General features: G+C 73.1%; 20 protein-coding genes and 4 pseudogenes. 15 read left to right on the top strand and 9 right to left on the bottom strand.

The window, feature by feature from the left end; all coding sequences use genetic code 11:
• Positions 1–16 precede the first annotated feature (16 nt).
• The 3 genes and pseudogenes from U6N30_RS17125 to U6N30_RS34040 all read right to left on the bottom strand — a co-directional run.
• Positions 17–715 (bottom strand): annotated as a pseudogene (locus tag U6N30_RS17125) (cation:proton antiporter); the annotation flags it as partial.
• A gap of 435 nt (positions 716–1,150) precedes the next feature.
• Positions 1,151–2,008, bottom strand: a complete 858-nt coding sequence (locus U6N30_RS17130) for a cupin domain-containing protein (RefSeq protein ID WP_324273201.1) — start codon at positions 2,006–2,008, stop codon at positions 1,151–1,153.
• Positions 2,008–2,600, bottom strand: a pseudogene (locus tag U6N30_RS34040) (DUF1931 family protein). Before U6N30_RS34040 ends, U6N30_RS17130 begins: the two are co-directional and overlap by 1 nt.
• 428 nt (positions 2,601–3,028) lie before the next feature.
• Between U6N30_RS34040 and U6N30_RS17140 the strand changes: the two are divergent.
• Complete coding sequence (locus U6N30_RS17140) at positions 3,029–4,057, top strand: NAD(P)-dependent alcohol dehydrogenase (protein ID WP_324273203.1); 1,029 nt, start codon at positions 3,029–3,031, stop codon at positions 4,055–4,057.
• A gap of 33 nt (positions 4,058–4,090) precedes the next feature.
• The gene (locus tag U6N30_RS17145) at positions 4,091–4,219 is read left to right on the top strand and encodes a hypothetical protein (RefSeq protein WP_324273204.1); all 129 of its coding nucleotides are present in this window, start codon (positions 4,091–4,093) and stop codon (positions 4,217–4,219) included.
• A 13-nt stretch (positions 4,220–4,232) separates the two neighbouring features.
• Here U6N30_RS17145 and U6N30_RS17150 read toward each other — a convergent pair whose 3' ends face one another.
• Complete coding sequence (locus U6N30_RS17150; RefSeq protein WP_324273205.1) at positions 4,233–4,706, bottom strand: hypothetical protein; 474 nt, start codon at positions 4,704–4,706, stop codon at positions 4,233–4,235.
• Positions 4,707–5,177: 471 nt separating this feature from the next.
• Between U6N30_RS17150 and U6N30_RS17155 the strand changes: the two genes are divergently transcribed.
• Complete coding sequence (locus U6N30_RS17155; protein WP_324273206.1) at positions 5,178–5,906, top strand: type 1 glutamine amidotransferase domain-containing protein; 729 nt, start codon at positions 5,178–5,180, stop codon at positions 5,904–5,906.
• On the opposite strand, the gene U6N30_RS17160 is transcribed toward U6N30_RS17155, so the two are convergent.
• The 3 genes from U6N30_RS17160 to U6N30_RS17170 form a co-directional block, all read right to left on the bottom strand.
• Complete coding sequence (locus U6N30_RS17160; protein WP_324273207.1) at positions 5,826–6,722, bottom strand: glycerophosphodiester phosphodiesterase; 897 nt, start codon at positions 6,720–6,722, stop codon at positions 5,826–5,828. The two genes, U6N30_RS17155 and U6N30_RS17160, sit on opposite strands and share 81 nt — an antisense overlap.
• Before the next feature lie 520 nt (positions 6,723–7,242).
• Positions 7,243–8,340: a zinc-binding dehydrogenase gene (locus U6N30_RS17165; protein ID WP_324273208.1), complete on the bottom strand. Its 1,098-nt coding sequence runs from the start codon at positions 8,338–8,340 to the stop codon at positions 7,243–7,245.
• On the bottom strand, positions 8,337–9,296 hold the full coding sequence (locus tag U6N30_RS17170) for a Gfo/Idh/MocA family protein (protein WP_324273209.1): 960 nt from the start codon (positions 9,294–9,296) through the stop codon (positions 8,337–8,339). The genes U6N30_RS17165 and U6N30_RS17170 overlap by 4 nt, the downstream gene beginning before the upstream one ends.
• A gap of 160 nt (positions 9,297–9,456) precedes the next feature.
• Here U6N30_RS17170 and U6N30_RS17175 point away from each other — a divergent pair, with 160 nt between their 5' ends.
• From U6N30_RS17175 to U6N30_RS17200, 6 genes and pseudogenes are all read left to right on the top strand, one after another.
• The gene (locus U6N30_RS17175; protein WP_324273210.1) at positions 9,457–10,434 is read left to right on the top strand and encodes a glucosyl-3-phosphoglycerate synthase; all 978 of its coding nucleotides are present in this window, start codon (positions 9,457–9,459) and stop codon (positions 10,432–10,434) included.
• Between the two features lie 211 nt (positions 10,435–10,645).
• Positions 10,646–11,659 (top strand): glycosyltransferase, encoded by a 1,014-nt coding sequence (locus tag U6N30_RS17180; RefSeq protein WP_324273211.1) that lies wholly within the window; start codon positions 10,646–10,648, stop codon positions 11,657–11,659.
• Complete coding sequence (locus tag U6N30_RS17185) at positions 11,656–12,609, top strand: NAD-dependent epimerase/dehydratase family protein (protein ID WP_324273212.1); 954 nt, start codon at positions 11,656–11,658, stop codon at positions 12,607–12,609. The genes U6N30_RS17180 and U6N30_RS17185 overlap by 4 nt, the downstream gene beginning before the upstream one ends.
• 61 nt (positions 12,610–12,670) lie before the next feature.
• Positions 12,671–13,814 (top strand): annotated as a pseudogene (locus U6N30_RS17190) (MFS transporter).
• Positions 13,787–14,395 carry an MFS transporter gene (locus U6N30_RS17195; RefSeq protein ID WP_324278345.1) on the top strand — a complete coding sequence of 203 codons (609 nt, stop codon included), beginning with the start codon at positions 13,787–13,789 and terminating at the stop codon, positions 14,393–14,395. Before U6N30_RS17190 ends, U6N30_RS17195 begins: the two are co-directional and overlap by 28 nt.
• 762 nt (positions 14,396–15,157) lie before the next feature.
• Positions 15,158–15,763: a dihydrofolate reductase family protein gene (locus U6N30_RS17200; RefSeq protein ID WP_324273213.1), complete on the top strand. Its 606-nt coding sequence runs from the start codon at positions 15,158–15,160 to the stop codon at positions 15,761–15,763.
• 210 nt (positions 15,764–15,973) lie between these two features.
• On the opposite strand, the gene U6N30_RS17205 is transcribed toward U6N30_RS17200, so the two are convergent.
• Positions 15,974–17,158: a PP2C family protein-serine/threonine phosphatase gene (locus tag U6N30_RS17205; RefSeq protein WP_324273214.1), complete on the bottom strand. Its 1,185-nt coding sequence runs from the start codon at positions 17,156–17,158 to the stop codon at positions 15,974–15,976.
• 267 nt (positions 17,159–17,425) lie between these two features.
• On the opposite strand from U6N30_RS17205, the gene U6N30_RS17210 reads away from it, so the two are divergent.
• On the top strand, positions 17,426–17,578 hold the full coding sequence (locus U6N30_RS17210; RefSeq protein ID WP_324273215.1) for a hypothetical protein: 153 nt from the start codon (positions 17,426–17,428) through the stop codon (positions 17,576–17,578).
• Between the two features lie 136 nt (positions 17,579–17,714).
• Positions 17,715–18,113: a hypothetical protein gene (locus U6N30_RS17215; RefSeq protein ID WP_324273216.1), complete on the top strand. Its 399-nt coding sequence runs from the start codon at positions 17,715–17,717 to the stop codon at positions 18,111–18,113.
• A 371-nt stretch (positions 18,114–18,484) separates the two neighbouring features.
• On the opposite strand, the gene U6N30_RS17220 is transcribed toward U6N30_RS17215, so the two are convergent.
• Positions 18,485–18,607, bottom strand: coding sequence for a hypothetical protein (locus U6N30_RS17220; RefSeq protein WP_324273217.1), 123 nt, complete (start codon positions 18,605–18,607; stop codon positions 18,485–18,487).
• A 91-nt stretch (positions 18,608–18,698) separates the two neighbouring features.
• Between U6N30_RS17220 and U6N30_RS17225 the strand changes: the two genes are divergently transcribed.
• From U6N30_RS17225 to U6N30_RS34045, 4 genes and pseudogenes are all read left to right on the top strand, one after another.
• Complete coding sequence (locus tag U6N30_RS17225) at positions 18,699–18,848, top strand: Zn-dependent oxidoreductase (protein ID WP_324273218.1); 150 nt, start codon at positions 18,699–18,701, stop codon at positions 18,846–18,848.
• Positions 18,849–19,007: 159 nt separating this feature from the next.
• The gene (locus tag U6N30_RS17230) at positions 19,008–19,352 is read left to right on the top strand and encodes a YciI family protein (RefSeq protein WP_324273219.1); all 345 of its coding nucleotides are present in this window, start codon (positions 19,008–19,010) and stop codon (positions 19,350–19,352) included.
• A gap of 16 nt (positions 19,353–19,368) precedes the next feature.
• Positions 19,369–20,175: pseudogene (locus U6N30_RS17235) on the top strand (RNA polymerase sigma factor); the annotation flags it as partial.
• 293 nt (positions 20,176–20,468) lie between these two features.
• Positions 20,469–20,648: a tetratricopeptide repeat protein gene (locus tag U6N30_RS34045; protein WP_422678124.1), complete on the top strand. Its 180-nt coding sequence runs from the start codon at positions 20,469–20,471 to the stop codon at positions 20,646–20,648.
• Positions 20,649–20,815 lie beyond the last annotated feature (167 nt).

Genomic DNA, 20,815 nt, shown 5'->3' on the forward strand with positions numbered 1-20,815 from the left:
AGACGTTGATGTGCTCGGCGACCGCTGCGACGAGCAACGCGATGCCGAGGATCCGCAGCACGAACTGTTCGGGATCCGGGTGCGACAGAACACGTCCCAGCCGGTGTCCCCAGTGCTGCGAGGCGAGAAGGGCGACGAGCAGGGCCCCGAGGGCGACGAGCACCCCGACCAGCGCCTGCCACCAGGTGCCGCCCGCGGCGGTCACGGCCAGCACGGGGAGGTAGATCGCCATGGCGAAGTCCTCGAGCACCAGCACGCCGAGGACGGCCGGTGTCTCCGGGTTGCGCAGACGGTGCAGATCTCCCAGCAGCCGGGCGACGATGCCCGACGACGAGACCCACGTGACCCCGGCGAGCGCGAGGACGCCCACGGCGTCGAGTCCCAGCAGCAGGCCGGCGACCGCCCCAGGAGCGGCGTTGAGGACGGCGTCGACGACGGCGGACGGCACGTGGCGGCGGAGGCTGCTGACGAACTCGTCACCCGAGAACTCCAGGCCGAGCATGAGCAGGAGCAGGACGAGACCGATGTGGCCGCTGGCCTCGAGGTAGGACCCGGACGTCGGGAGGAGCTGGAGCCCGCCCTCACCGGCGGCGAGTCCCACGAGGAGATACAGCGGAACGGGCGTCAACGACAGCCTGTGCGCGACCATGCCGACGACGTGGAGGGCGACCAGCAGGACACCCAGCTCCAGCAGCAGGGAGACGGGCGTCGACATGTCCGGTCAGACCCGGCCGACGAGGCCGGCCGGCCACTCTGGGCGTCGCGGTTGCACGGGTCGCGGACCGGTGCCCTCCGCGGCGCGTCGTGATCCCACCTCCCCAGCGTGCGGGGGCCCGCCCGTCGGTCATGGACTTCGCGGGACGACCGGGGAGCCTGCGGATCGGCATGGCAGGCCGATGAGCCCGTGCCCCGCTGTGCGGATGGCCGGCGCAGGACGCGCGACACACTCACCACGACCGGCGAGGACCGCGGGCGTCGACGACGGACCACGGCCCGGCTGACCGCCGGCGAAGGGCCTTCAGCCGGTCGAGGACGCGGCCCCTCTCACGTCACGCGTAGGCGGGTCCGCCCAGGGTCTGCGCGGGCGACCGGCCGAACCGGGCTCCGTACGCCGCGGCGAATCGCCGCGGCGGGAAGCCCCAGGACGCGGCTACGTCCGCGACCGTCGTCTCCCCGGCCGGTGCGCCTCCAGGTCTCGGTGCGCCCGGCGCAACCGGACCCGCTCGACGTCCTGCCGGGGCAGCACGTCCCGCTCCCGGCGCCAGCATCCCTCGAGTGCCCGGACACTCATGTCGGCGTGAGCCGCAAGCGTTCCGGAGGTCAGCAGGCGCTCCGGATGTGCCTCGATGAGGTCCAGGCACTCGCGCACCTTCCGTGGACCCCACGTGAGCACGGGGACGTCCAGCGCGTCGCGGTCGGGGTGGCCGGTCGCGTAGAGCAATCCGGCCAGAAGGGCATCCTGCACGTGCGCCCGGCCCAGCGGATTGCCGAGGATCGAGGTCGTGCCGGGCACAGCGCCGGCGACCGACCGGACCACCCCGGCCCAGGCCTGCCCAGCTGTCGTGCCCAGCGCCACGGTGGTCGCCAGCGGCAGCGGCCGCCGGACGGCTCGCCCCAGCAACGACTCCAGCGCGCCCTCCAGCGCGCCGGGCCCGACGCGGACCAGCACGACGTCGAACTGGTCGGGCGTGCCCATCGTCGTCTCGACGGGCGGCGCGAACACGGCGGCCTGCCCGGGGCTGAGGTCGAGCTCGCGACGGCCGTGGACGGCGTGCACCGGCTTTCGGAGCGGCAGTCCGACCACGTAGGAGGGTTCACCCTCGAGCGTGATCCGCACGCCGTCGGTGCCCCGCGTCTCCTCCACGGACACGGGCCCCTGCGTGACGCGGTGGACGTGGACGGTGAAACCGTCCGACGGGACGTGGTGCAGCCGCACAGCCGGCGCGAGGTGCGCCTCGACCTGCCCGCCGTCCGTCTCGTGGACGTCGGAGAATCGCGGATCGCACATCAGAAGACCTGACGGAAGAGGTCGGTGACCCGGTCCCAGTGCTGGGTCGAGGGGTTGACCACCTCGGGATCGACCGAGCGGAAGGCCCTGGCGAGCGCCAGGGACAACCCGCCGAAGAGCTCGGGCAGCAGCTGCTCGGTCTCGTCGGAGAAGGTGGCATCGGCGGGGGCGCGCGCAGCGTCTGCGCCAGCTTCGCGCGGATCTCGTCGGCCTCCTCGAACGTGTCGAACTCCCGCATCCGCTCCTGCAGGCCCTTCGTGATTGGGAGGTCCTGGGGCGCGATGACGTCCCGGCCGTTCCACCTGGCGGCGTTGCGGCCGGTCACGGCGATGTCGTCGATCAGCCCGTCGACGAAGTCGCAGAACCGCTTGACGTCGTTGCGGTCCATCTTGAGCTGCGCTGCCGCGCGGAAGAACCGGACGAAGACCGGGATGCCCGACGGTGCGGTCATTCCGATCGCGTCCCCGTGCCCGGACGACGGTCGCCCCCCGTCCTCCGGGTGGACCGCCCCCGTCCTTCGGTGGCCCGGGGAGCGCGGGCTCCCCGCAGGACGGCGCCGCCCCGGACGCGGAGCGGATCGCAGGGATGTCATGAGGGTGCTCCCGGGTGACGTCGACTCATGGCGTCGTCGGTCCGACCTCGCCGACGGCGATCACCGTGGCACTGGACGCTGCCGGTCGGATTCGGCCCCCGGATGCGAACTCCGCCGAAGGGTCGCCCCGGCAGGACGACCACCGGACCCGATCCCCCGTCGGCCCCGGCAGCGCCCGCTGCCGATCATGGGTGAGAAGTCGCCCGGGCATGGTCGCTCGTCGACGACGTCCGTTCGACCGAGGGAGAGCCAGTCGCGGCCCGACCGTCCTCGCCCGGGCTCCGCCGCCGGCGGTCACCACGCCCGGTCGAGACGCCGGGCGAGCGCACCTTGCGCCGGGCGCCGGTGCGGGACGAGGGTGTGGCCGTCGCCGCCACTCGTCGGGACGGGGTGGGCGGCGGTCGCGACGAGGTCGAGAGAAGCGTCCGATGAGAGCTGTTCGCCTGCACCGCTACCACCAGGACCCGTCGATCGACGAGATCCCGGAACCGCAGATCACGAGCCCGCTGGACGTCGTCGTCAAGATCGGCGGTGCCGGGGTCTGCCGCACCGACCTGCACATCGTCGAGGGCCAGTGGGAGGCCGCGCAGAACCCTCGACTGCCCTACGTGCTCGGGCACGAGAACGCCGGCTGGGTGCACGCCGTCGGCGAGGGCGTCACCAACGTCTCGGTCGGCGACACGGTGATCCTGCACCCACAGCCGAGCTGCGGCCTGTGCCTGGCCTGCCGGGCCGGTGACGACATGCGCTGCACGAACGCGTTCTTCCCGGGGCTGTCCGACGACGACGGCGGCATGGCCGAGTACCTGCGCACGTCCGCCCGCGCCTGCGTGAAGCTCGACCCGGGGACCGACCCCGCCGACGTGGCGGCGCTCGCCGACGCCGGGATCACCGCATACCACGCCGTCCGCAAGGCGTTACCGCTGCTGCACCCCGGTACGACCGCCGTCGTCCAGGGCGCCGGCGGGCTCGGGCACATCGGCATCCAGTGCCTCCGGGCCCTGACCGGCGCGCGCATCGTCGTCGTCGACCGCAATCCCGACGCGCTGAGGCTCGCCGAGCAGATCGGGGCGGACGAGACGGTGCTCGCCGACGGCAACCAGGTCCAGTCGGTCTCGGGCCTCACCGGCGGGACCGGCGCGCACGTCGTTTTCGACTACGTCGCGGAGCACGGCGCGGAGATGGACGCCTGGCACATGACCGCGCCGGGCGGCTCCTACTTCGTCATCGGCTACGGCGGGGAGCTGCGCATCCCGACGCTGGACATCATCTCCACCGAACGGAACATCGTCGGCAACATCGTCGGCACCTACACCGACCTGGCCGAACTCATGGTGCTCGCGCAGGCGGGCACGGTCACCTTGCACACGCAGAAGTACCCGCTGGACAAGGCGGTCGACGCCCTGCACGACCTCGACGCCGGCAAGGTCCGCGGTCGCGCCATACTCGTGCCCTGACGCCGTTCCCTCATCCATGCCGACGGCAGCGCGGTGACCGCGGCACAGGTTCCTCTGCACCTGCGGCGCGCCCGGCTGACCCGGCTCGGCATGGAGGCGAACGGCGACCTCTGCAGGAGCTCTCTCACGACCCGGTACGCGACCTCCTCCGGCATCGGTTGACGGCCCCCGCCCCTCACCCCGTGCACGCTCGGGGGAGGCTTCCGGACGGGGCCGCCTCAGCGTTCCGGCGCGCGACGAGCACACGGAAGACGTTCTCCAGCCGATAGCCCCCGCCGCAGGGTGATCCGGCGCCAGCCGCTCGAACACTGCGTCCCGCAGGGCGATCGGCCCGGCGCTCGGCCGGCCGCCCGGCCGAGCGCCGAGTCGAGCAGCTCGTCCTCGTCGGCGTAGTGGAAGGGCACACGACCTGGTCAACCCGCTCGACGTCCAGCCCGGCCTGCCCGGTGACGGCACGCAGCCGTGCGGGCTCGGTGATCGACGGACCCGACGGTGGCCGCTGTCCCAGCCACGGGGCGAGCGCTTCCCCGAGCACGCGGATGTCGCACTCCTCCTCCCGGCCCCAGACCGTCGCCGCAACGACCGCTCCGGAGCGCGCCGCCGCGGCCAGGAACGCGACCGGGTCGGCGACGTCCATGAGCGGTTGCACCGCGGCGACCACGTCGAACGGCCCCGACGGCGGCTCCTGCGCGTCCCCACGACGAACACGCCCTCGGGCACCTCGGCGGAGGCCCGGGCGAACACCTCCGCGCCGCAACCCAGGTCGAGGAGCGTCGTCCCCCGTCCGAGGGCGGTCACGTCCAGCACCGCAGCACGCAGCGGAACTCCCCACCCACGTGGTCCCGTGCCGTCCACCCGGCCGAGCGTAAGCAGACGGGAGGCCGACCGCGCTGGAGGAGGACGGGCCGGTACCGGCCACCAGGAGGAACGGCGTCGGCTGGACCCAGGCCCGGATCGGTCGCGGGCACATCGTCGTCCACCGATGGTCGCGCCTCAGTTCGCCCAGGCACGTGTCCGGGTGCCGGGTGCGGGTATCCCGCTCACCGCTGAGCAGCCAGCCATCGAGGCCCCCTGCCGAGGGGTCCGCCATCTGTGCGCCATCGAGCGACCGGGGGACGACATGCCCACCAGACGCCGGCTGAAGGGCCGCAGGATCGCCGCCCTGGCGGCCGACGGGTTCGAGAAGGTCGAACTGATCGTCCCGCTGCGAGCCCTGAAGGCTGCCGGTGCCACGATCGATGTCGTGTCCCTGCGGCGCGGACGGATCCGCGGGGTGAACCTGCACATGCCGGCCAGCCGGGTCCGCGTGGACAAGACGATCGGCGAAGCCGATCCCGGCGACTACGACGGCCTCCTGTTGCCCGGCGGGTTCATCAATCCCGACCTGCTCCGGCAGTCCGCCCCGGCACGGGAGTTCGTTCGCGCGTTCGCCGCGAGTGACAAGCCGATCGCCACCCTTCGCCATGGACCCTGGGTACTCGCATCGGCGGGACTCGTGGACGGACGGACCCTCACCTCCTGGCCCGGGATCCGCGACGATCTGGTGAACGCAGGCGCCACCTGGCTCGACCAGGAGCTCGTCCGGGACGGAAACCTCACCACGAGCAGAGGGCCCCAGGACATGGCCGCCTTCGTCCCCGGAATGCTCGACGCCTTCGCCACCACCTCGCCCGCGCCGGCGACGACAGCACCGCGCCATGAGTCCGATCGGCAGTACGACGCACCACCCGGCTGGGCCGTCTCCGCGCTGCGGTGGTCACCGAAGCCGTCAGCCGCCGCCGTCGTGGTGGGCATCGGCCTGTCCGCCGCTGCGCAGCGCGCGCTGCGTGGCCCAGCCGGGCAGGGCTGAAGGAGCTGCGGGGTGCTGCGGCCGGCTGCCCGGCGAGGTGTCCGCTGCAGCCGAGCAGCTGGTGCTCGGCTGTGGGGAAGGGCTCAGTGCCACGAGCGCCTCGGGCAGGTCGTCCACGACCACGGCGTCGGTGCCCGCGGACACCAGCAACCGGGCCAACGCGATCTGCGGGCACCAGACCAGCAGTTGCCGGCCGCACCGGTGGAGCAGCGACAGCAGACTCGTCAGGACCCCCGAGTCGATCTGGCCACGGGCCGTTCCCGACCGGAGCGAGCCGACGTGGAGAGCCAGCACCTCGACGTCCATGTGCACGCAGGCCGCCACGGCCATCTCCACGGGGAACCGGTGCCAGGTGAGCAGTCCGAGGGGCACACGCGGCGCGTTCAGACGCAGAAGCCACAGTGCTGCCGGGTCGAACGAGGAGACCATCAGTGGCCGCCGCGTCGCCTCCGCCGCCACGACCGGCGCGAGCAGGCCTGCGGTGGTCTGCCCGGGTGACGGCAGACAGTCGTCCATCGAGGACTTGAGGTCCAGGTTGATCCCTACCCGATGAGGGAGCTCGGCCAGCAGGGTGCTGAGCCGCAGCGTGCCGCGACGGTCGGCCTCGGCCCCGGTGATGTCGGCGAGCCGGGTCCCGTCCGGGTAGGCGGCGTCGTGGGCCACCACCAGGACGTCGTCGGCCAGACGCCGGACGTCGGCCTCCACCCATCTCGCCCCGCTGTGCACCGCGGCACCGATCGAGCTGATGGTGTTCTGCTGGTGACCGGCGACGACGCCGCAGCCGAGCCCGCGGTGCCCGATGACTGCAGGCCGCACCCCGAACACGTCCGGGTGCCCGGGTGCCGCTCCACCAGCCGTCGTCCCGGGTTCACTGCCAGGTGACCAGGGCTTCATCGCTCACTCCGGCTCGTTCTCCTTGCTTCCCGAGGCATCCTGTGCTGGTCGGTGCAGCCCGCCGCGAGGCTCCGATGGTGGTGCAGACGCCTCCGACCCGAGAGCGATCACGCGGTGGGGATGACGCGCTCGCCCGTGCCCGTCAGGCCGCCGCTCCTCCAGAATCCTCGGGCTGCCGTCCAGCGCCTCGGCACAACTGCCCATCTTCGCCCCGGGTGGCCGGCACTCCCCTTCACGTCCGGGATCCCGGCGGAACCGGCGGCGGCGAGGTCGGCAGTCCTCCCGGACCCCCGCATCACCGCGGGCGCCGTTGCCGGACAGATCCGTATTTCTGCCGATCGACGGGGCGCACCCGGCCCAGGTGTCATGGCCCGAGGCGCGCCGACTCGCCGCCGGACGGTGGCGTGCGCGGTGGCACGAGGAAGGAGGCCTCGATGACCCCTCAGGGTTCCGGCACACGAAGTACTGCCGTGATCACGTGCCGACGCCGCGCGCTGAGCTCGGCGAACAAGGACGGCGCCTCGTCGAACGGGACGACGTCGGTCACCAGTGCCGCCCCGATTCTCGGGCCGTGGACGTCGAGCAGCGCGAGCGTCTCCGTCGAGAGGCGACGGCGGTCCCAGCGGTGCGCCAGCCCGCGCGGGACGCGGCCGATCTGGGCGCAGCGCATCGACAGCCCGTTGTGGTGGTACTCCTCGCCGAGTGCGACGTCGTCGGCACCTCCCGTGTAGAAGGCGAGATCGATCACCGTGCCCTGGGGACGGAGACAGCGCAGCGCGGTGGCGAGCGCCGCGCCGGCGCCACGGCACTGGAACGCCACGTCGGCTCCGTGGTCGGCCGGTCCGTGCCGCCACCGCATCTTCAGCTCGCGCGCCACGTCCGGGGTGTCGTCGACGGCGTCGAGGCCGAGCGCGAGCGCCGCCGCCCTGCGCTCCGGGGTCGGATCGACGACGACGACCTCCGCTGCACCGTGCACCTGTGCCAGCAACCCGACCAGGAGGCCGATCGGCCCGCCGCCCGTCACCAGCACGAGCCGGCCGCCCACCCCGTCCCGGAGCTCGCTGCCACCGACGTCCGCGGCAGCGTGCAGCAGGCCGTTGACGCAGATGGGCCCGAGGTGGGCCGCGTACACGCCCAGCAGCGGGTCCAGCCCCGGGGGCAGAGGTACGACGTGCTGCGTGAGCGGATCCCCGTGCACGGCCGTCGAGTGCCCGTAGGCCATCGCCACCAGGGCGCCCTCGCGCACCGCGGTGGTCCGGCTGTCGGTCACCTGGGCGACCTCCATGTAGCCCAGCCGCTGCACCGGGAAGCGCGCCGTGGGCCGGTCACGGTCGAACATGCCCAACTCGGCGTCCCAGCCGGCGCGGAAGTACGGGCTGGTCCCGCGGTACCAGGTGAGCTCGGTGCCGGCCGACAGCCCGGTGAACAGCGTCCGTCCCAGGAACCGGCCGTCCGGGAGCGGCGGCAGGACGGTCTCCACGATCTCCAGCTCGCCGGCCCGTGGCACCTCGAGGGTGCGGACGGGGACGGTTGTGGTCATCGATCGCCGACGCGGACGGCGGTCCCGGTGCGGGCGGCCTCCGAGACGGCCCAGGCCAGCCGGTGGGTCCGCAGCGCCTCGGCCACGTCGACGATCCCCGGTGACGCGCTTCCGCCGGAGAGCAGGTCCACGAACGCCCGGTCCACGGCCCTCCTGGCGTCCATCACCGGCTCGGCGCGGACCTCCCCGTCCCGCGTGCGCACGCGCAGTCCGGTCTCGGTGAGCTCCAGGGCGACGCCGTCGCCGATGACCTCCAGCCCGGCAGCCGTCAGCGCCGGCAGGACGCAGGAGACGCTGACCGTCCCGACGGCGCCGGATGCCAGGCGCAGCACGGCCGCGGCGGCGTCGGGGACGTCCCGTCCGCCGGCCGAGGACGGCGCGGACCCGCCCACCACCTCCACAACCTCCCCGGCCAGCAGCCGGATCAGGTCGAGCAGGTGGGTCGCCTGCTCGACGACCTGGCCGCCGGACAGGTCCCGCCGGCTCCACCAGGCGGGTGGAGGTGTGGTGCTCCACCAGCGAGCGTCCACGAGCCGGACGGCGGTGCCCGCCAGCGCCGAGCGGGCCCGCTCGACGATGTCCAGGTGCCGCCAGTGGTATCCCGTCGCCGTCGGCACCCCGGCGGCCTCGACCGCCGCGGCCACGTCCCCGGCCACGCTCAGGTCGGCTGCCAGGGGCTTCTCGACGAAGAACGGCAGCCCGGCGCCCACGACCGCCAGTTCCAGCTCCCCGTGCGCGAACGGTGGCACGCACAACCAGACGGCATCGAGTCCGAGGGCGAGCAGGCCCGCGAGGTCGGGGACGTGCCGGGCGTTCACCTCTCCGGCCAGGACCTCGGCGGATTCGGCCACGGGGTCGCAGACCGCGACCAGGTCGACGTCGTCGAAACCGGCCAGGGTGCGGGCATGCCGGGCGCCGACCCCACCTGCCCCCACGAGCCCCACGCGGACGGTCACGACGGGAGGCTGCCGTCGTCGGAAGTCACCGTGCGGATCCTGCCCCTGGATCGCCCCCGCGGGGAGACGCTGTCCCGCGCGGACGGTCGGGAACAGCCATACCTCCCCGCTGCCGAGATGCGGTGGCGTACCGGTCATCGCTCGACGGGAAGGACACCGCATGCGCGTGGACGTCTCCCGGTGGCTCAGCCGCCGGACCTACACCGCCACGAACTACCAGGCAGCCGCGCTGTCGGCCGCCAAACAGGCTCAGGGCCGAACGGTCAGTGTCGTGCTCCCGGCGCTGAACGAGGAGCGCACCGTCGGCGCGATCGTCGAGGAGATCCGCCGCGAGCTCGTGGAGAGCCATGCACTGGTCGACGAGCTGGTCGTGGCCGACAGCGGCTCGACGGACCGGACGGTGGTCGCAGCCGAGAGTGCCGGGGCCCGGGTGGTGAGGGTCGACGACGTGCTGCCCGAGCGCGGTCGCGTTCCCGGCAAGGGTGAAGCGCTGTGGAAATCGCTGCACGTCACCGACGGCGATCTGATCGTCTTCATCGACTCGGACCTGATCTCCTTCGATCCGCAGTTCGTGGTGGGGTTGCTGGGCCCCCTCCTCACCGACCCCACCGTCGGCTACGTCAAGGGGCTCTACGACCGGCCGCTGTCCACCGCCGAAGGACTGGTACCGAGCGGCGGCGGACGGGTGACCGAGCTGACCGCCCGGCCCCTACTGGGCGCGCTGTGGCCCCAGCTGTCCGGGTTCGTCCAGCCGCTGTCGGGTGAGTACGCGGGCCGGCGCGAACTGTTGGAGCAGGTTCCGTTCGTCTCGCACTACGGCGTGGAGTTCGGGCTGCTCATCGACCTCGCCGAGCTGGCCGGGGTGGACGCCCTCGCGCAGGTCGATCTCGGCACGCGGCGCCACTCGCACCAGCCCGACGCCGCGCTGGGACGCATGGCCGGCCAGATCATCCAGACCGCGCTGGCCCGCTGCCCCGGGATCGGGGTGCCCAGCGACCAGCTGATCCAGTACGTACGGACCGGTGGCGGGATCGAAGCCGTCACCTGGGACGTCGGCGTGGTCGAGCGGCCGCCGATGCGGACGGTGCCCGCCTATGCCGCCCGCCGCACCACGGGCGCACCCGGCTGGTCGGCATGAAGATCCTCATGGACGCCGGCCCGTGGCTGCCGGTTCCACCCCGGGGATACGGCGGCCTGGAGACGGTTGTCGCCACGTTGACCACGGAGCTCCGCCGTCGTGGGCACCGCGTCGTCCTGGCGACCGTGGCGGAGAGCGAGCAGGACGCCGACGGCCGGGTGAGCGCCTTCCCCGGGGACAATTCGCCCGTCTGGCGGCGCCGTACCCGGAGGTGGTCGGGACGGCCCACGCGCACGCGCAGGTCGTCGTCGAGGAGATCGGCCGGCACGCCGCTACGGGGCGGCCGTTCGATGTGGTCCACACGCACCTGGAGGTGGTCGGTCCCGCGGTGCTCGGCGCCCTCGGCGACGCGGCTCCGCCCGTGCTGCACACGCTGCACTGGGACCTGCGACGCAATGCCGACTTCTACGAGTCCTTCGACGGACGGGGGCGGGTGTTCTTCGCCGGTGTCTCGGACTCCCAGATCGAGCGGGGCCCGGCCACGTTGCGCCGGCAGGCCCTCGGCTCCGTGCCGCTCTCCGTCCCCATCCCCGACAGCCGGCCGGCGGCTCCGGAGGAGCGGACCGACTCGGTGCTGGTGCTGGCCCGGCTGTGCGAGGCCAAGGGCATCGACATCGCGCTGCGGGCCTGCCGGGCGGCCGGGGTGCGCTTGGTGCTCGCCGGACCGGTCGGTGGTCAGCCCGACCGGGCCGCCCTGGAGGCCGCGCTCGCCGACCCCACGAGCCCGGTCCGCGGCTATCCCGACGTCCGCTGGTTCCTCGAGCACGTGGCACCCCACCTCGACGGGGACCGGGCCCGCTGGATCGGCAGCGTGGCCGGGAACGAGAAGGCCGACCTCCTCCGGCGGTCCCGGGCGGTGCTCTTCCCCATCCGTTGGGAGGAGCCCGGCGGCACCGCGGTCTGCGAGGCCCTGGCCGCCGGGACGCCGGTCGTGGCGATGGCCCGTGGGTGCCTCCCTCGCTCGTCGAGCCCAAGGTCACCGGATTTCTGGCCGAGGACGAGGTGGACTTCACCGCGGCGCTGGGCCGGCTGGCCGAGCTGGACCCCGAGGCCTGCGCCGCGACCGCCCGCAGCCGCTTCAGCCCCGCGGTCATGGCCCGCGGCTACGAGCGGCTCTACTCCGAACTCCTCGCCCGGGCGGCCACGGGGTCGGCGGGACCGACGGCGCGCCGCCATGTCAGCTGACAGGAACGGGCGAGGCAGCGCCCCCGGGACCGACAGGTGACCCCCACCATGCGCATCCTCGTGACCGGGGCACGCGGCAAACTCGGCGCTGCCGCGCTGGACACCCAGCTCCGCGCCGGACACGAGGTGACCGCCGTCGACCGGCTGCCGCCGGTCTACGAGCGGGCAGGTGGGGTGCGGTACATCCAGGCAGATCTGAGCGATGCCGGGCATGCCGCGGCCGTCCTGCCGGGCCACGACGCCGTCGTGCACGCGGCCGGGATCCCCAGCCCGGTGAAGAACCCGCCGCACGAGATCCTCCGGACCAACCTGATGGCGACCCATGCCACGGTGGAAGCCGCCGAACGGTCCGGCGTGCGGCGCTTCGTGCACATCTCCAGCGAGACGGTGCCGGGATTCTCGTACCCGAAGCGGTACTTCCACGCCCAGTACGCGCCCGTCGACGAGTTGCACCCCGTGGCGCCGCAGGACACCTACGCGCTGTCGAAGTGGTTCGGCGAACTGCTCATGGACGCCGCCGTCGCCCGGTCGGACATCACCGCCGTGTCGGTCCGGCCGACGTGGATCCAGTGGGAGGGCAACATCGAGCGCAACGTCGGCCCGATCGTGCGGGCACGGGGCGAGGACACCAGCGCCTCGTTCTGGTCCTACGTCGTCGTCGACGACCTGGCCGATCTCCTGCTGGCCGCCGTGACCGCCGGGACCAGTGGTCACGAGGTCGTCTACGCGGCGGCGTCGGACAACGCCAACGGCCTGCCGCTGCACGACCTGGTCCGACGGCATTTCGGGGACGCCGTGCGGCTGCGGCCGGTGCCGCGACCCGACGCCTCCGGGATCTCGTGCGTGAAGGCGGACAGGTTGCTGGGGTGGGTCCCGCTGCGCGGCTGGCGGGACATGCTCGACGGCGAGGGTCGTCTGCTTCCCGTGGCCCGGGACCGCCTGGCCGCCGGCGAGACCGCGGTCCAGCGCGGGCTGGCCGCGATCAGCTGAGTGGATCGCCCCGACCCCGGTCGGGGTGTGGGCACGGATCCGGTGGGGAGGGCTGCTCGGAATGGTCGACGTCGTCGACGTCCGCCGGGACACCCCTGCTCCCGGCTCATCCCCGGCCGCGGTCCCGTCCGCCTGGGCGCCGCTGCGGCACGGCTGGTTCCGCGCGCTGTGGATCGCCCAGTTCGTCGCCAACACGGGCACCTGGGCCCAGACGGTGGGCGCGCAGTGGCTCATGGGGGACCTCGGCGGCAGCGCCCTGCAGATCGCCCTCGTGCAGACGGCGGCCACGCTGCCCGTCTTCCTCCTCGTCATTCCCGCGGGGGCGCTCGGGGACGTCCTCGACCGCCGGCGGCTGCTGCTGCTCAGCCAGACGCTGATGCTGCTGGCGTCCGCCGCGCTGGCCGTGCTGACGGCGGTGGGTGGGGTGACGCCGAACCGGCTGCTCGCCCTCACCGCCGTGCTGGCGGTCGGGCAGGCGCTCGCCGCGCCCTGCTTCCAGGCGGTCCAGCCCGAACTGGTGCCCCGGGAGGAGCTCCCCTCGCGGCGCTGCTCAACGGCGCCAATGCCAACGTCGCCCGCGCCGTCGGGCCGGCGGTCGGCGGGCTGCTGGTCGCCGCGGCCGGTCCCGCCGCCGCGTTCGCGCTGAACTCCGCGTCCTTCCTCGGAGTCCTCGCCGTCCTGTACCGCTGGCCACGGCCGGCCACGCGGCGGCCGCTGGGTGCCGAGCCGATCGGCCAGGCCATCCGGGCGGGCCTGCGGTACGTCCGCAGCGCGCCCGCGTTCCGCAGCGTGCTCGCCCGTTCGGCCCTTTTCATGGTGTTCGCCAGCGGTCTCTGGGCACTGCTGCCGGCCGTGGCGCGCGGCCCCATGGGCATGGGCCCGAACGGGTACGGGGGCTGCTGGTCGCGGTGGGGGCGGGGGCGGTGCTCGGCACCGCGGTGCTGCCGCGGCTGCGCGCCCGGCGGGGCTCGGGCGTGGTCGTGCCCGCCGCGACGCTGGGCTACGCGGCGGCCGTGGCCGTGGTGGGCGTGCATCCCTCACCGGTGGTGGTCGTCGCCGCCCTGGTGCTGGCGGGCCTCAGCTGGATCGCCGTGCAGTCCACGCTGAACGCGACCGCCCAACTGCTGCTCCCACCTGGGCCCGGGCCCGGGCGCTGGCGTACTTCCAGCTCGTGTTCATGGGCGGGCAGGCGCTCGGGGCGGTGATGTGGGGTGCGGTGGCGGACACCCTCGGACTCACCGCGGCGTTCCTCCTGCCGGCTGCGGGACTCGTGCTCGCCGCGCTGCTGGGACTCCTCCTGGTGCCGCTGCAGTCCGAGCACGACGTCCGGCACAGCGAACTCCCGTGGCCGCGGCCGCCGTCCCTGGACTGGGATCCCGACGCGGGGCCGGTGCTGGTCACCGTGGAGTGGCGGGTGCGGGACGCCGACGTCCCCGGCTTCCTGGAGGTGATGCGATATCTCGCCCGTGCCCGGCGCCGCACCGGTGCCTCCCTGTGGGGCGTGTTCCAGGACGCCGAGGACCCCGAGCTGTTCCTGGAGACGTTCACCGTCGGAACGTGGCGGGAGCACCTGCGGCAGCACGTCGAACGCGGCACGGTCGCCGACGCCGCGCTGGAGGAACGGGCCCGGGCCTACCTCGCCGGGAACACGGGCACGGTCGTGCGGCACCTCGTCTGGGCCTACGCGGTGCCCGCGGCGCGGCCCGACACCGAGCCGGACGTCATCGCGAACGCGCTTCCCGAGCCGGCTCCGACGGCCGCTCCCGCCGCGGCCGACCCGCCGTGAGGACACAGGGCATCGGCAGGTCTGCCGATCTGGGGAGCCGGCCGAGTTCCGGGCGACGGCCCGGGTAGTCCCACGGCATGGACGGCGGAAGCATCCACCCGCAGGACGACGCACCCGTGGCAGCGCCGGGCGACGAGGTCGACGTCCGACTCCCGGACGACCCACGGGTACCGCAGCCGGACGACGCCGATCCGACGGTGAGCAAAGAGCTCGGCGGCGCCGCTCCTGCCGTCGGCCCCGGGCGCTCGTCAGGAACCTCGGCCCCGGGCACGGACGGGCCGGCGTCGGATGCGGACGGCTAGCTAGCGGGCGGACCGGACGGGGTCCATCCCCGCCGCTGCCACGTTGGCCGACGTCCTGTTCACCCACGAGCTGGCGCGGCGTCTGGACGGCACGTCGGTCACCGCCGACGCGCCGCACCCCGGGAGGGTGCGCACGTCCTTCGGGGCCGAGGACCCCGCCCGCGTCCAGCGGCTCCTCGTTCCGTTCCTTGGGCCGCTGACGAAGTCCCCAGGCGGAGGCGCCGCCACGTCCATCCGTCTGGCATCAGCCCCCGGGGCTGCAGGAGGTGACCGGCCTCCACGTCGCCAACTGCAACGGGAAGACAGGTGGGCATGGGTCAGGTCGGCGCAGCCCGCTGGGCGCGGGCCGGCTGGGAAACGGCTGCAGCGTCACGGGTGCCTCGTTGCTCCACAGCGCGGCCGATGAGTTCGTGGCTCCCGGCCGGTCCAAGCTCGTGACACCCCGGAAAAGGACACCGCCATGTCAGAGCTACTCGTCGACTTCATCACCTCCCTCGACGGCTACGCATCGGGAGAGGGCTGGCCCGGGTTCTGGGGCCTTGAGGGCCCGGAGTACCTGGCGTGGCTCGCCGAGCAGCCCGAGGTCACCTACCTGATGGGAGCGAACACCTACCGCCTGATGTCGGGCTTCGCCGCGGGCGAGGTCCCGAATGGTCAGGAGGATTTCAGGCCCGAGGAAGAGGCGTCCGTCGACGAGCTCACGCAAGCGCCCAAGGTGGTGTTCTCCTCTTCGCTCGAGGAGCCACTGGCGTGGGCCAACTGCACGCTCGTCCGCGACGACGCCGTCGAAGCGGTCCGCGCCATGAAGGAGAACGGCTCGGGGCTCCTCAGCACGATCGGCAGCCTCAGCCTGTGCCGGTCTCTGCTGAAGGCCGGACTCGTCGACCGCTTCCGGGTCGGGATGTTCCCGGTGATCACCGGGGCCACGGGCGAGGAACGCATCTACGACGGCTACCCGGACGTCGCCCTCGAGATGATCGAGCACCGGACTTTCGACGGCCGCATCCAGCTGCTCGAGTACAAGCCGCGCGTGCTCGAGCACCCGCCGCTCGGCGCCCCTACGTGACGTCGCGGCACACACGCATCGTCGCGAAGGAGCACTGAGCCAGAAGGCGTTGCGGACCTTCCCGCCAACCTCCCAGCGGGCCAGCCCGGGCCGGGACTTCGGCGCCTCGCCGTACCGATGTCGCATGCCCTGCCCGGACACCGGAGCGCAGCCCCGCAGTCGCCGGTCAGCGACCTCCAAGGAGTCCTGGTGGCGCGACAGCGGTCGAGGTCACGCGCCGGCTGGGACCTTCAGGGCGAGAACGGCCAGGTCGTCGGCCGGATGGCCGGACTCGAACGTCGCGACCGCCGTCTCCACGGTCCGGGCGATCTCCGCCGCGCCGGCCGAGGCGGTCGCGGCCAGCACCGAGCGCAGCCGTTCCTCGCCGAACAGCTCGAGGGCGCCCTCCGGTGTCCGGTACCGCGCTTCGGTGACACCGTCGGTGTAGAGGACCAGCACATCTCCCGCCGACAGCGTCGCCCTGGACACCGGCAGACGGACGTCGGGCAAGACGCCCAGGAGTGGCCCCGGAGCGCCGAGCTCCTCCACTCCGTCCGAACTTCTCCGCAGGATGAGCGGCAACGGGTGCCCGGCGGATGCCGCGCGCAGTTCGATCAGGTCCCCCACCCGGGTTGCCAGCACGCAGGCGACCGTGCATGTCCCGTTGGGAGCCCCTTCGCGCAGGAGCACCTCGTTCGCGATGCGCAGCAGCTCCGCCGGATCGGTGGTCCGCACGGCCGTCGCCCGGATCGCATACCGTGCGGCGGCGGTGAGCGAAGCCGCGACGGGTCCGGTGCCCTCGACGTCGCCGATGACGAGCAGGCAGGACGCGTCGTCGAGCTCGACGAGGTCGTAGAAGTCCCCGCCGACGGCGGCCACGACACCGCTGGGCCGGTAGACGCTGCCCAGCTCCATGCCTGCCAGTCGAGGGAGGGCATGCGGCAGGAGACTGCGCTGCAGGTCCTCGGCCAGGCGGCGGTGCGCTTCCTCCGAGGCCGCCAGCGCGACGGTCAGTCGGTGCTCGGTGGTCACGTCGGCCACGACCACGCACAGCCCGATGACCTCGTGGGCCTGCCGGACGGGGAAGAAGCTGGCGTTCCAGTGCCGGATGTCGCCCGGCCGGCTCCCGATCTCGCCGGTCAGCAGCACGTCCCGCCGCGGTCGACCCGAGTGCATCACCTCCCGGTAGAGCAGCTCGGCCTCTCCTCCGACGGACGGATGCAGCTCAGCCGGCCTACGTCCCAGCAGTTCCGACGCCGGCAACCCGTTCATCTCCACCAGAACGGGATTCACGCGGACGTGACGGACGTCCACGTCGAACAGCCCGATACCGAAGGGCGCACTTTCGATGACGGCGTCCAACTGCGCAGCGATCACCTCGAGGGGATCAGGTCCCGGATCGACGGTCTGCGCCACGCAGAGAACCCTAAGCCGCAGGCACGGTCGCCGCCCCGCACTGGCCCGGAAGGGCGCTCCGGACGAGCCCCCGCCTTCCCTGCAGGTGACCCGTGCAGATTCCTCGCTTCGGGGCCCGACAACCGCCCAGGAGTCTTCAGCAGACCCTGTGCGACTGGGGCTCGCTCACGCGCGCAGCGGTTCCTCGGGCGAGGCGTGCGTCGCCTTGCGCCGGAGTCCAAGAGTTCGACCAGCAGGTTGCAAGTCGCTGCCGTCAGCGTTGCGGCCATGACGACCTCCCCGGACACCCAGACCTCTGCTCCTCGCCGGCCGCAGGGCTGGCGGTTGGCCCTCTTCGCCTCCGGAGCCGCCCTGCTCGCCGGCGGCCCCATGCACCCCGACCCGACGCCTCGGGCTCGATGCGCGAGGAACTGGCGATGATGACCGCCGACGACATGTGGGTGCCCGGGCACACGCTGGTCGTGGCCGGCACCGTGCTGCTCGTCGCAGGCCTCTGGATGGCTCGCCGCCGGCAGGTCTGGCCCGCGGCAGCCGGACGCCCCTCGCCGTCGCGGTCGTGGCCCTCTCCCTCTACGCGGTCGAGACGGTCTTCCACCTCGCCGCCGTCGTCGACAGCCACGCGCTGCACGAAGGCCACGCTGCCCCGGTCGCCTTCACCCACCTGGGGCTCGCCGCCGTCCTGTACCCCGTCAGCGGCCTGGCCGTCGCATACCTCGCCACGACCCTGGCGAGGATCCAGGGCGGTCTGCGCCGCGTCGTGGCCGTGTTCGGCATCGTGGGCGGGCTGGCGCACGCCGTGGTGGTGCCGCTGACGTTCCTGTCGCCCGACACCGAGTTCACGCCACTGTTCGCCGTCGCGGGCGTGCTGCTGGCTCTCTGGGCGCTGGGTACCGCGGCGACCGGCGCGGGCGCCGAGAAGACCACCGCCACCCGAGAGTTCGCATCCGTCGGCTGACCGCCGGCACCACGCCCACGTCCAGGCGGCGCCCGGGGTCCCGGGCGCCGCCTGCTGCTCGTCCGTGTGACGGTCGGGTCCCGTCGCGCCCGGCATCCGCCCCGTGCGGGTCCGGGTCTTCGGCGAGCCGGCGGTGGAGGTGGACGGCGCGCCTGCCGACCTCGGTGGGCCGGGACCGCGGGCACTGCTCGTCGCCGCCGAGGGTAGGCCGGTGTCGGTGTCCCACCTGGTCGACCAGAACCGGGGCGAGCAGCCGCCGGCCCGGGTCGACGCCTCGCTGCAGGCCTACGCCGCCCGCCTCCGCCGGGAACTGGAGCCGGCTCCGCGGGCGCGCGCCACGGACGACCGGCTGCGGACCATCCCGGCGACTGTTACCTCGCACTGGCGGCCGAGCAAGCCCGGTGGACTTCCCCGATCTCGCTGAGCAGCGCGTCGACGTGCCCGTGCTGGGCCTCCATCAACCGCACGATCGGCGGCGCGAGCTCCTCGGGCACGCGCTAGTGGGGCTCCTGTCATCCTTTCCTGGATCACCGGCAGTCTTCGCCCGGACGAGTAGCCGTCCGGCGTCCGCCCTAGCCGATCTGCATGCGAGCCGTGCAGATCACCCGCTTCGGCGGCCCCGAGGCCATGGACCTCGTCGACCTGACCGATCCCACCCCTGGGCCCGGTCAGCAGCGCTACGAGGTGAGCTCGGCAGGAGTCAACTTCGCCGACACCCACCACTCCGTGTCCTGAAACCCACATCGGGCCGAACCACGGCGTTGGACGTCACCGCTCCCGACGGGTTGATAGCGAGAGGCGCGAGAAATTCTTCCCGTAGATGTCGATCCGGGTGTGACATGCGTGTCGGAGTGGTGTGGGCCCGAACGACGGGCCCCGAGGGAGGGAAGCCCGATGGCTCAGTACCTGATCCTGATCTACGAGGACGAGGCGCAGTACGCGACCGCGACGCCCGAGGTCCTGGGCGAGGTCTACCAGGCGCATGGCGACTTCGCCGCACAGGTGGAGGAGCACGGCGCCAAGGTCCTCGGCGGCGAGGCGCTGCAGCCGATCAGTACCGCGACGAGCGTCCGCGGCGGGTCCGAGGTGACCGACGGCCCCTTCGTCGAGACCAAGGAGGCGCTCGGCGGCTACTACCTCGTCGAGGCTCCCGACCTCGACGCCGCGCTCGCGGTGGCCCGCATGACTCCGGCTCGCTTCGGCGGGGTGGAGGTCCGCCCGGTCAGGACGTTCGACTGAGCGGGCAGGTGACCGGATGAGCCTGGAGACGTCATCGGTCGCCGCCGCAGTCGCCGACGCGCACCGTCGCGAGTGGGCCCTGGTGCTCGCCGCGACGGTGCGGGTCACTCGTGATCTCGACGTCGCGGAGGAGTGCGCCCAGGAGGCGTTCGCCGCCGCCCTCACCGACTGGCGGACCTCCGGTATCCCGGCTCGTCCCGGTGCCTGGCTGACGACGACGGCGAAGCGGCGGGCTCTCAACGTCCTCCGGCACCGGGGCGTGGAACGCCGCGCGCTGCCTCTGCTCGTCGAGGAACCGACGGTGCCAGGGCCCGCCGAGCTGCTCGCCGAGCGCCCCGAGGATGTCCCACTCCCGGACGACCGGCTCAGGCTGATCGCCACCTGCTGTCACCCGGCGCTGGGCCAGGCAGCCCAGGTGGCCCTCACCCTGCGCCTCGTGTGCGGGCTGTCGACCGCCGAGGTGGCCCGTGCCTTCCTCGTTCCCGAGGCGACGATGGCAGCGCGGATGACTCGCGCAAAGAAGAAGATCGCCGCGGCCCGTATCCCGTACCGGGTGCCCCCGGCGGCGGAGCTGCCCGAGCGGGTGGACGCCGTCCTCGCTGTCGTGCACCTGTTGTTCACCACCGGCCACACGACGCCCACCGGCGAGGAGCTGGTGCGCCGAGACCTCGTCGAGCGGTCGCTGGACCTGTGCCGCATGCTGCGCCAGCTACTGCCCGAGGATCCGGGCGTAACAGGTCTACTGGCGCTGCTGCTGCTCACCGACGCCCGTCGGGAGACCCGTACCGGCTCCGATGGCCGGCTCCTGCTGCTCGAGGAGCAGGACCGCTCCCGCTGGGACCACCGGGCCATCGAAGAGGGCGCGGCGCTGGTGCGCGAGGCCCTGCGCCACCGGCCACCGTCCCGTTACGCCCTGCAGGCGGCCATCGCCGCGGTCCACGCGGAGTCGCCGACGTGGACCGACACCGACTGGAACGAGATCCTGGCGCTCTACGGCATCCTCGGTGAGGTCTGGCCGTCGCCGGTGGTCGCGCTCAACCGCGCGGTGGCCGTGGGCTTCGCAGAGGGGCCGAGGCGGGGCTCGCCGCGCTGGATGCGCTGGCCGGCGAGCGGCAGCTGGCCGGCTACGGGTACTTCCCAGCGGCCAGGGCGGACTTCCTCCGCCGGCTGGGCCGGATCGATGAGGCCCGATCGGCGTACGAGGAAGCGCTGGCGTCGACGAGCAACGCTGTCGAGCGAACCTTCCTGACCACCCGCCTCGACAACCTCGAGGCCGGCGGCGAGGGTCAGCTGTAGTGAGGAGTCAGGGCTGGGCGGCACCGGTTGACGGAGATGAAGGCAGAGGTCCGGCCTCCGCCTGACACGACCGCGAGCCCTACCTGAGGCCAGGTGCACATCCGAGCGACCTCGGGCAGACCGTCACACGCACACGCACACGCCAGGCAGATCCCACGGGACGAGCC

This window comes from Blastococcus brunescens, from assembly GCF_035320885.1.
Lineage (GTDB): Bacteria > Actinomycetota > Actinomycetes > Mycobacteriales > Geodermatophilaceae > Blastococcus_B > Blastococcus_B brunescens.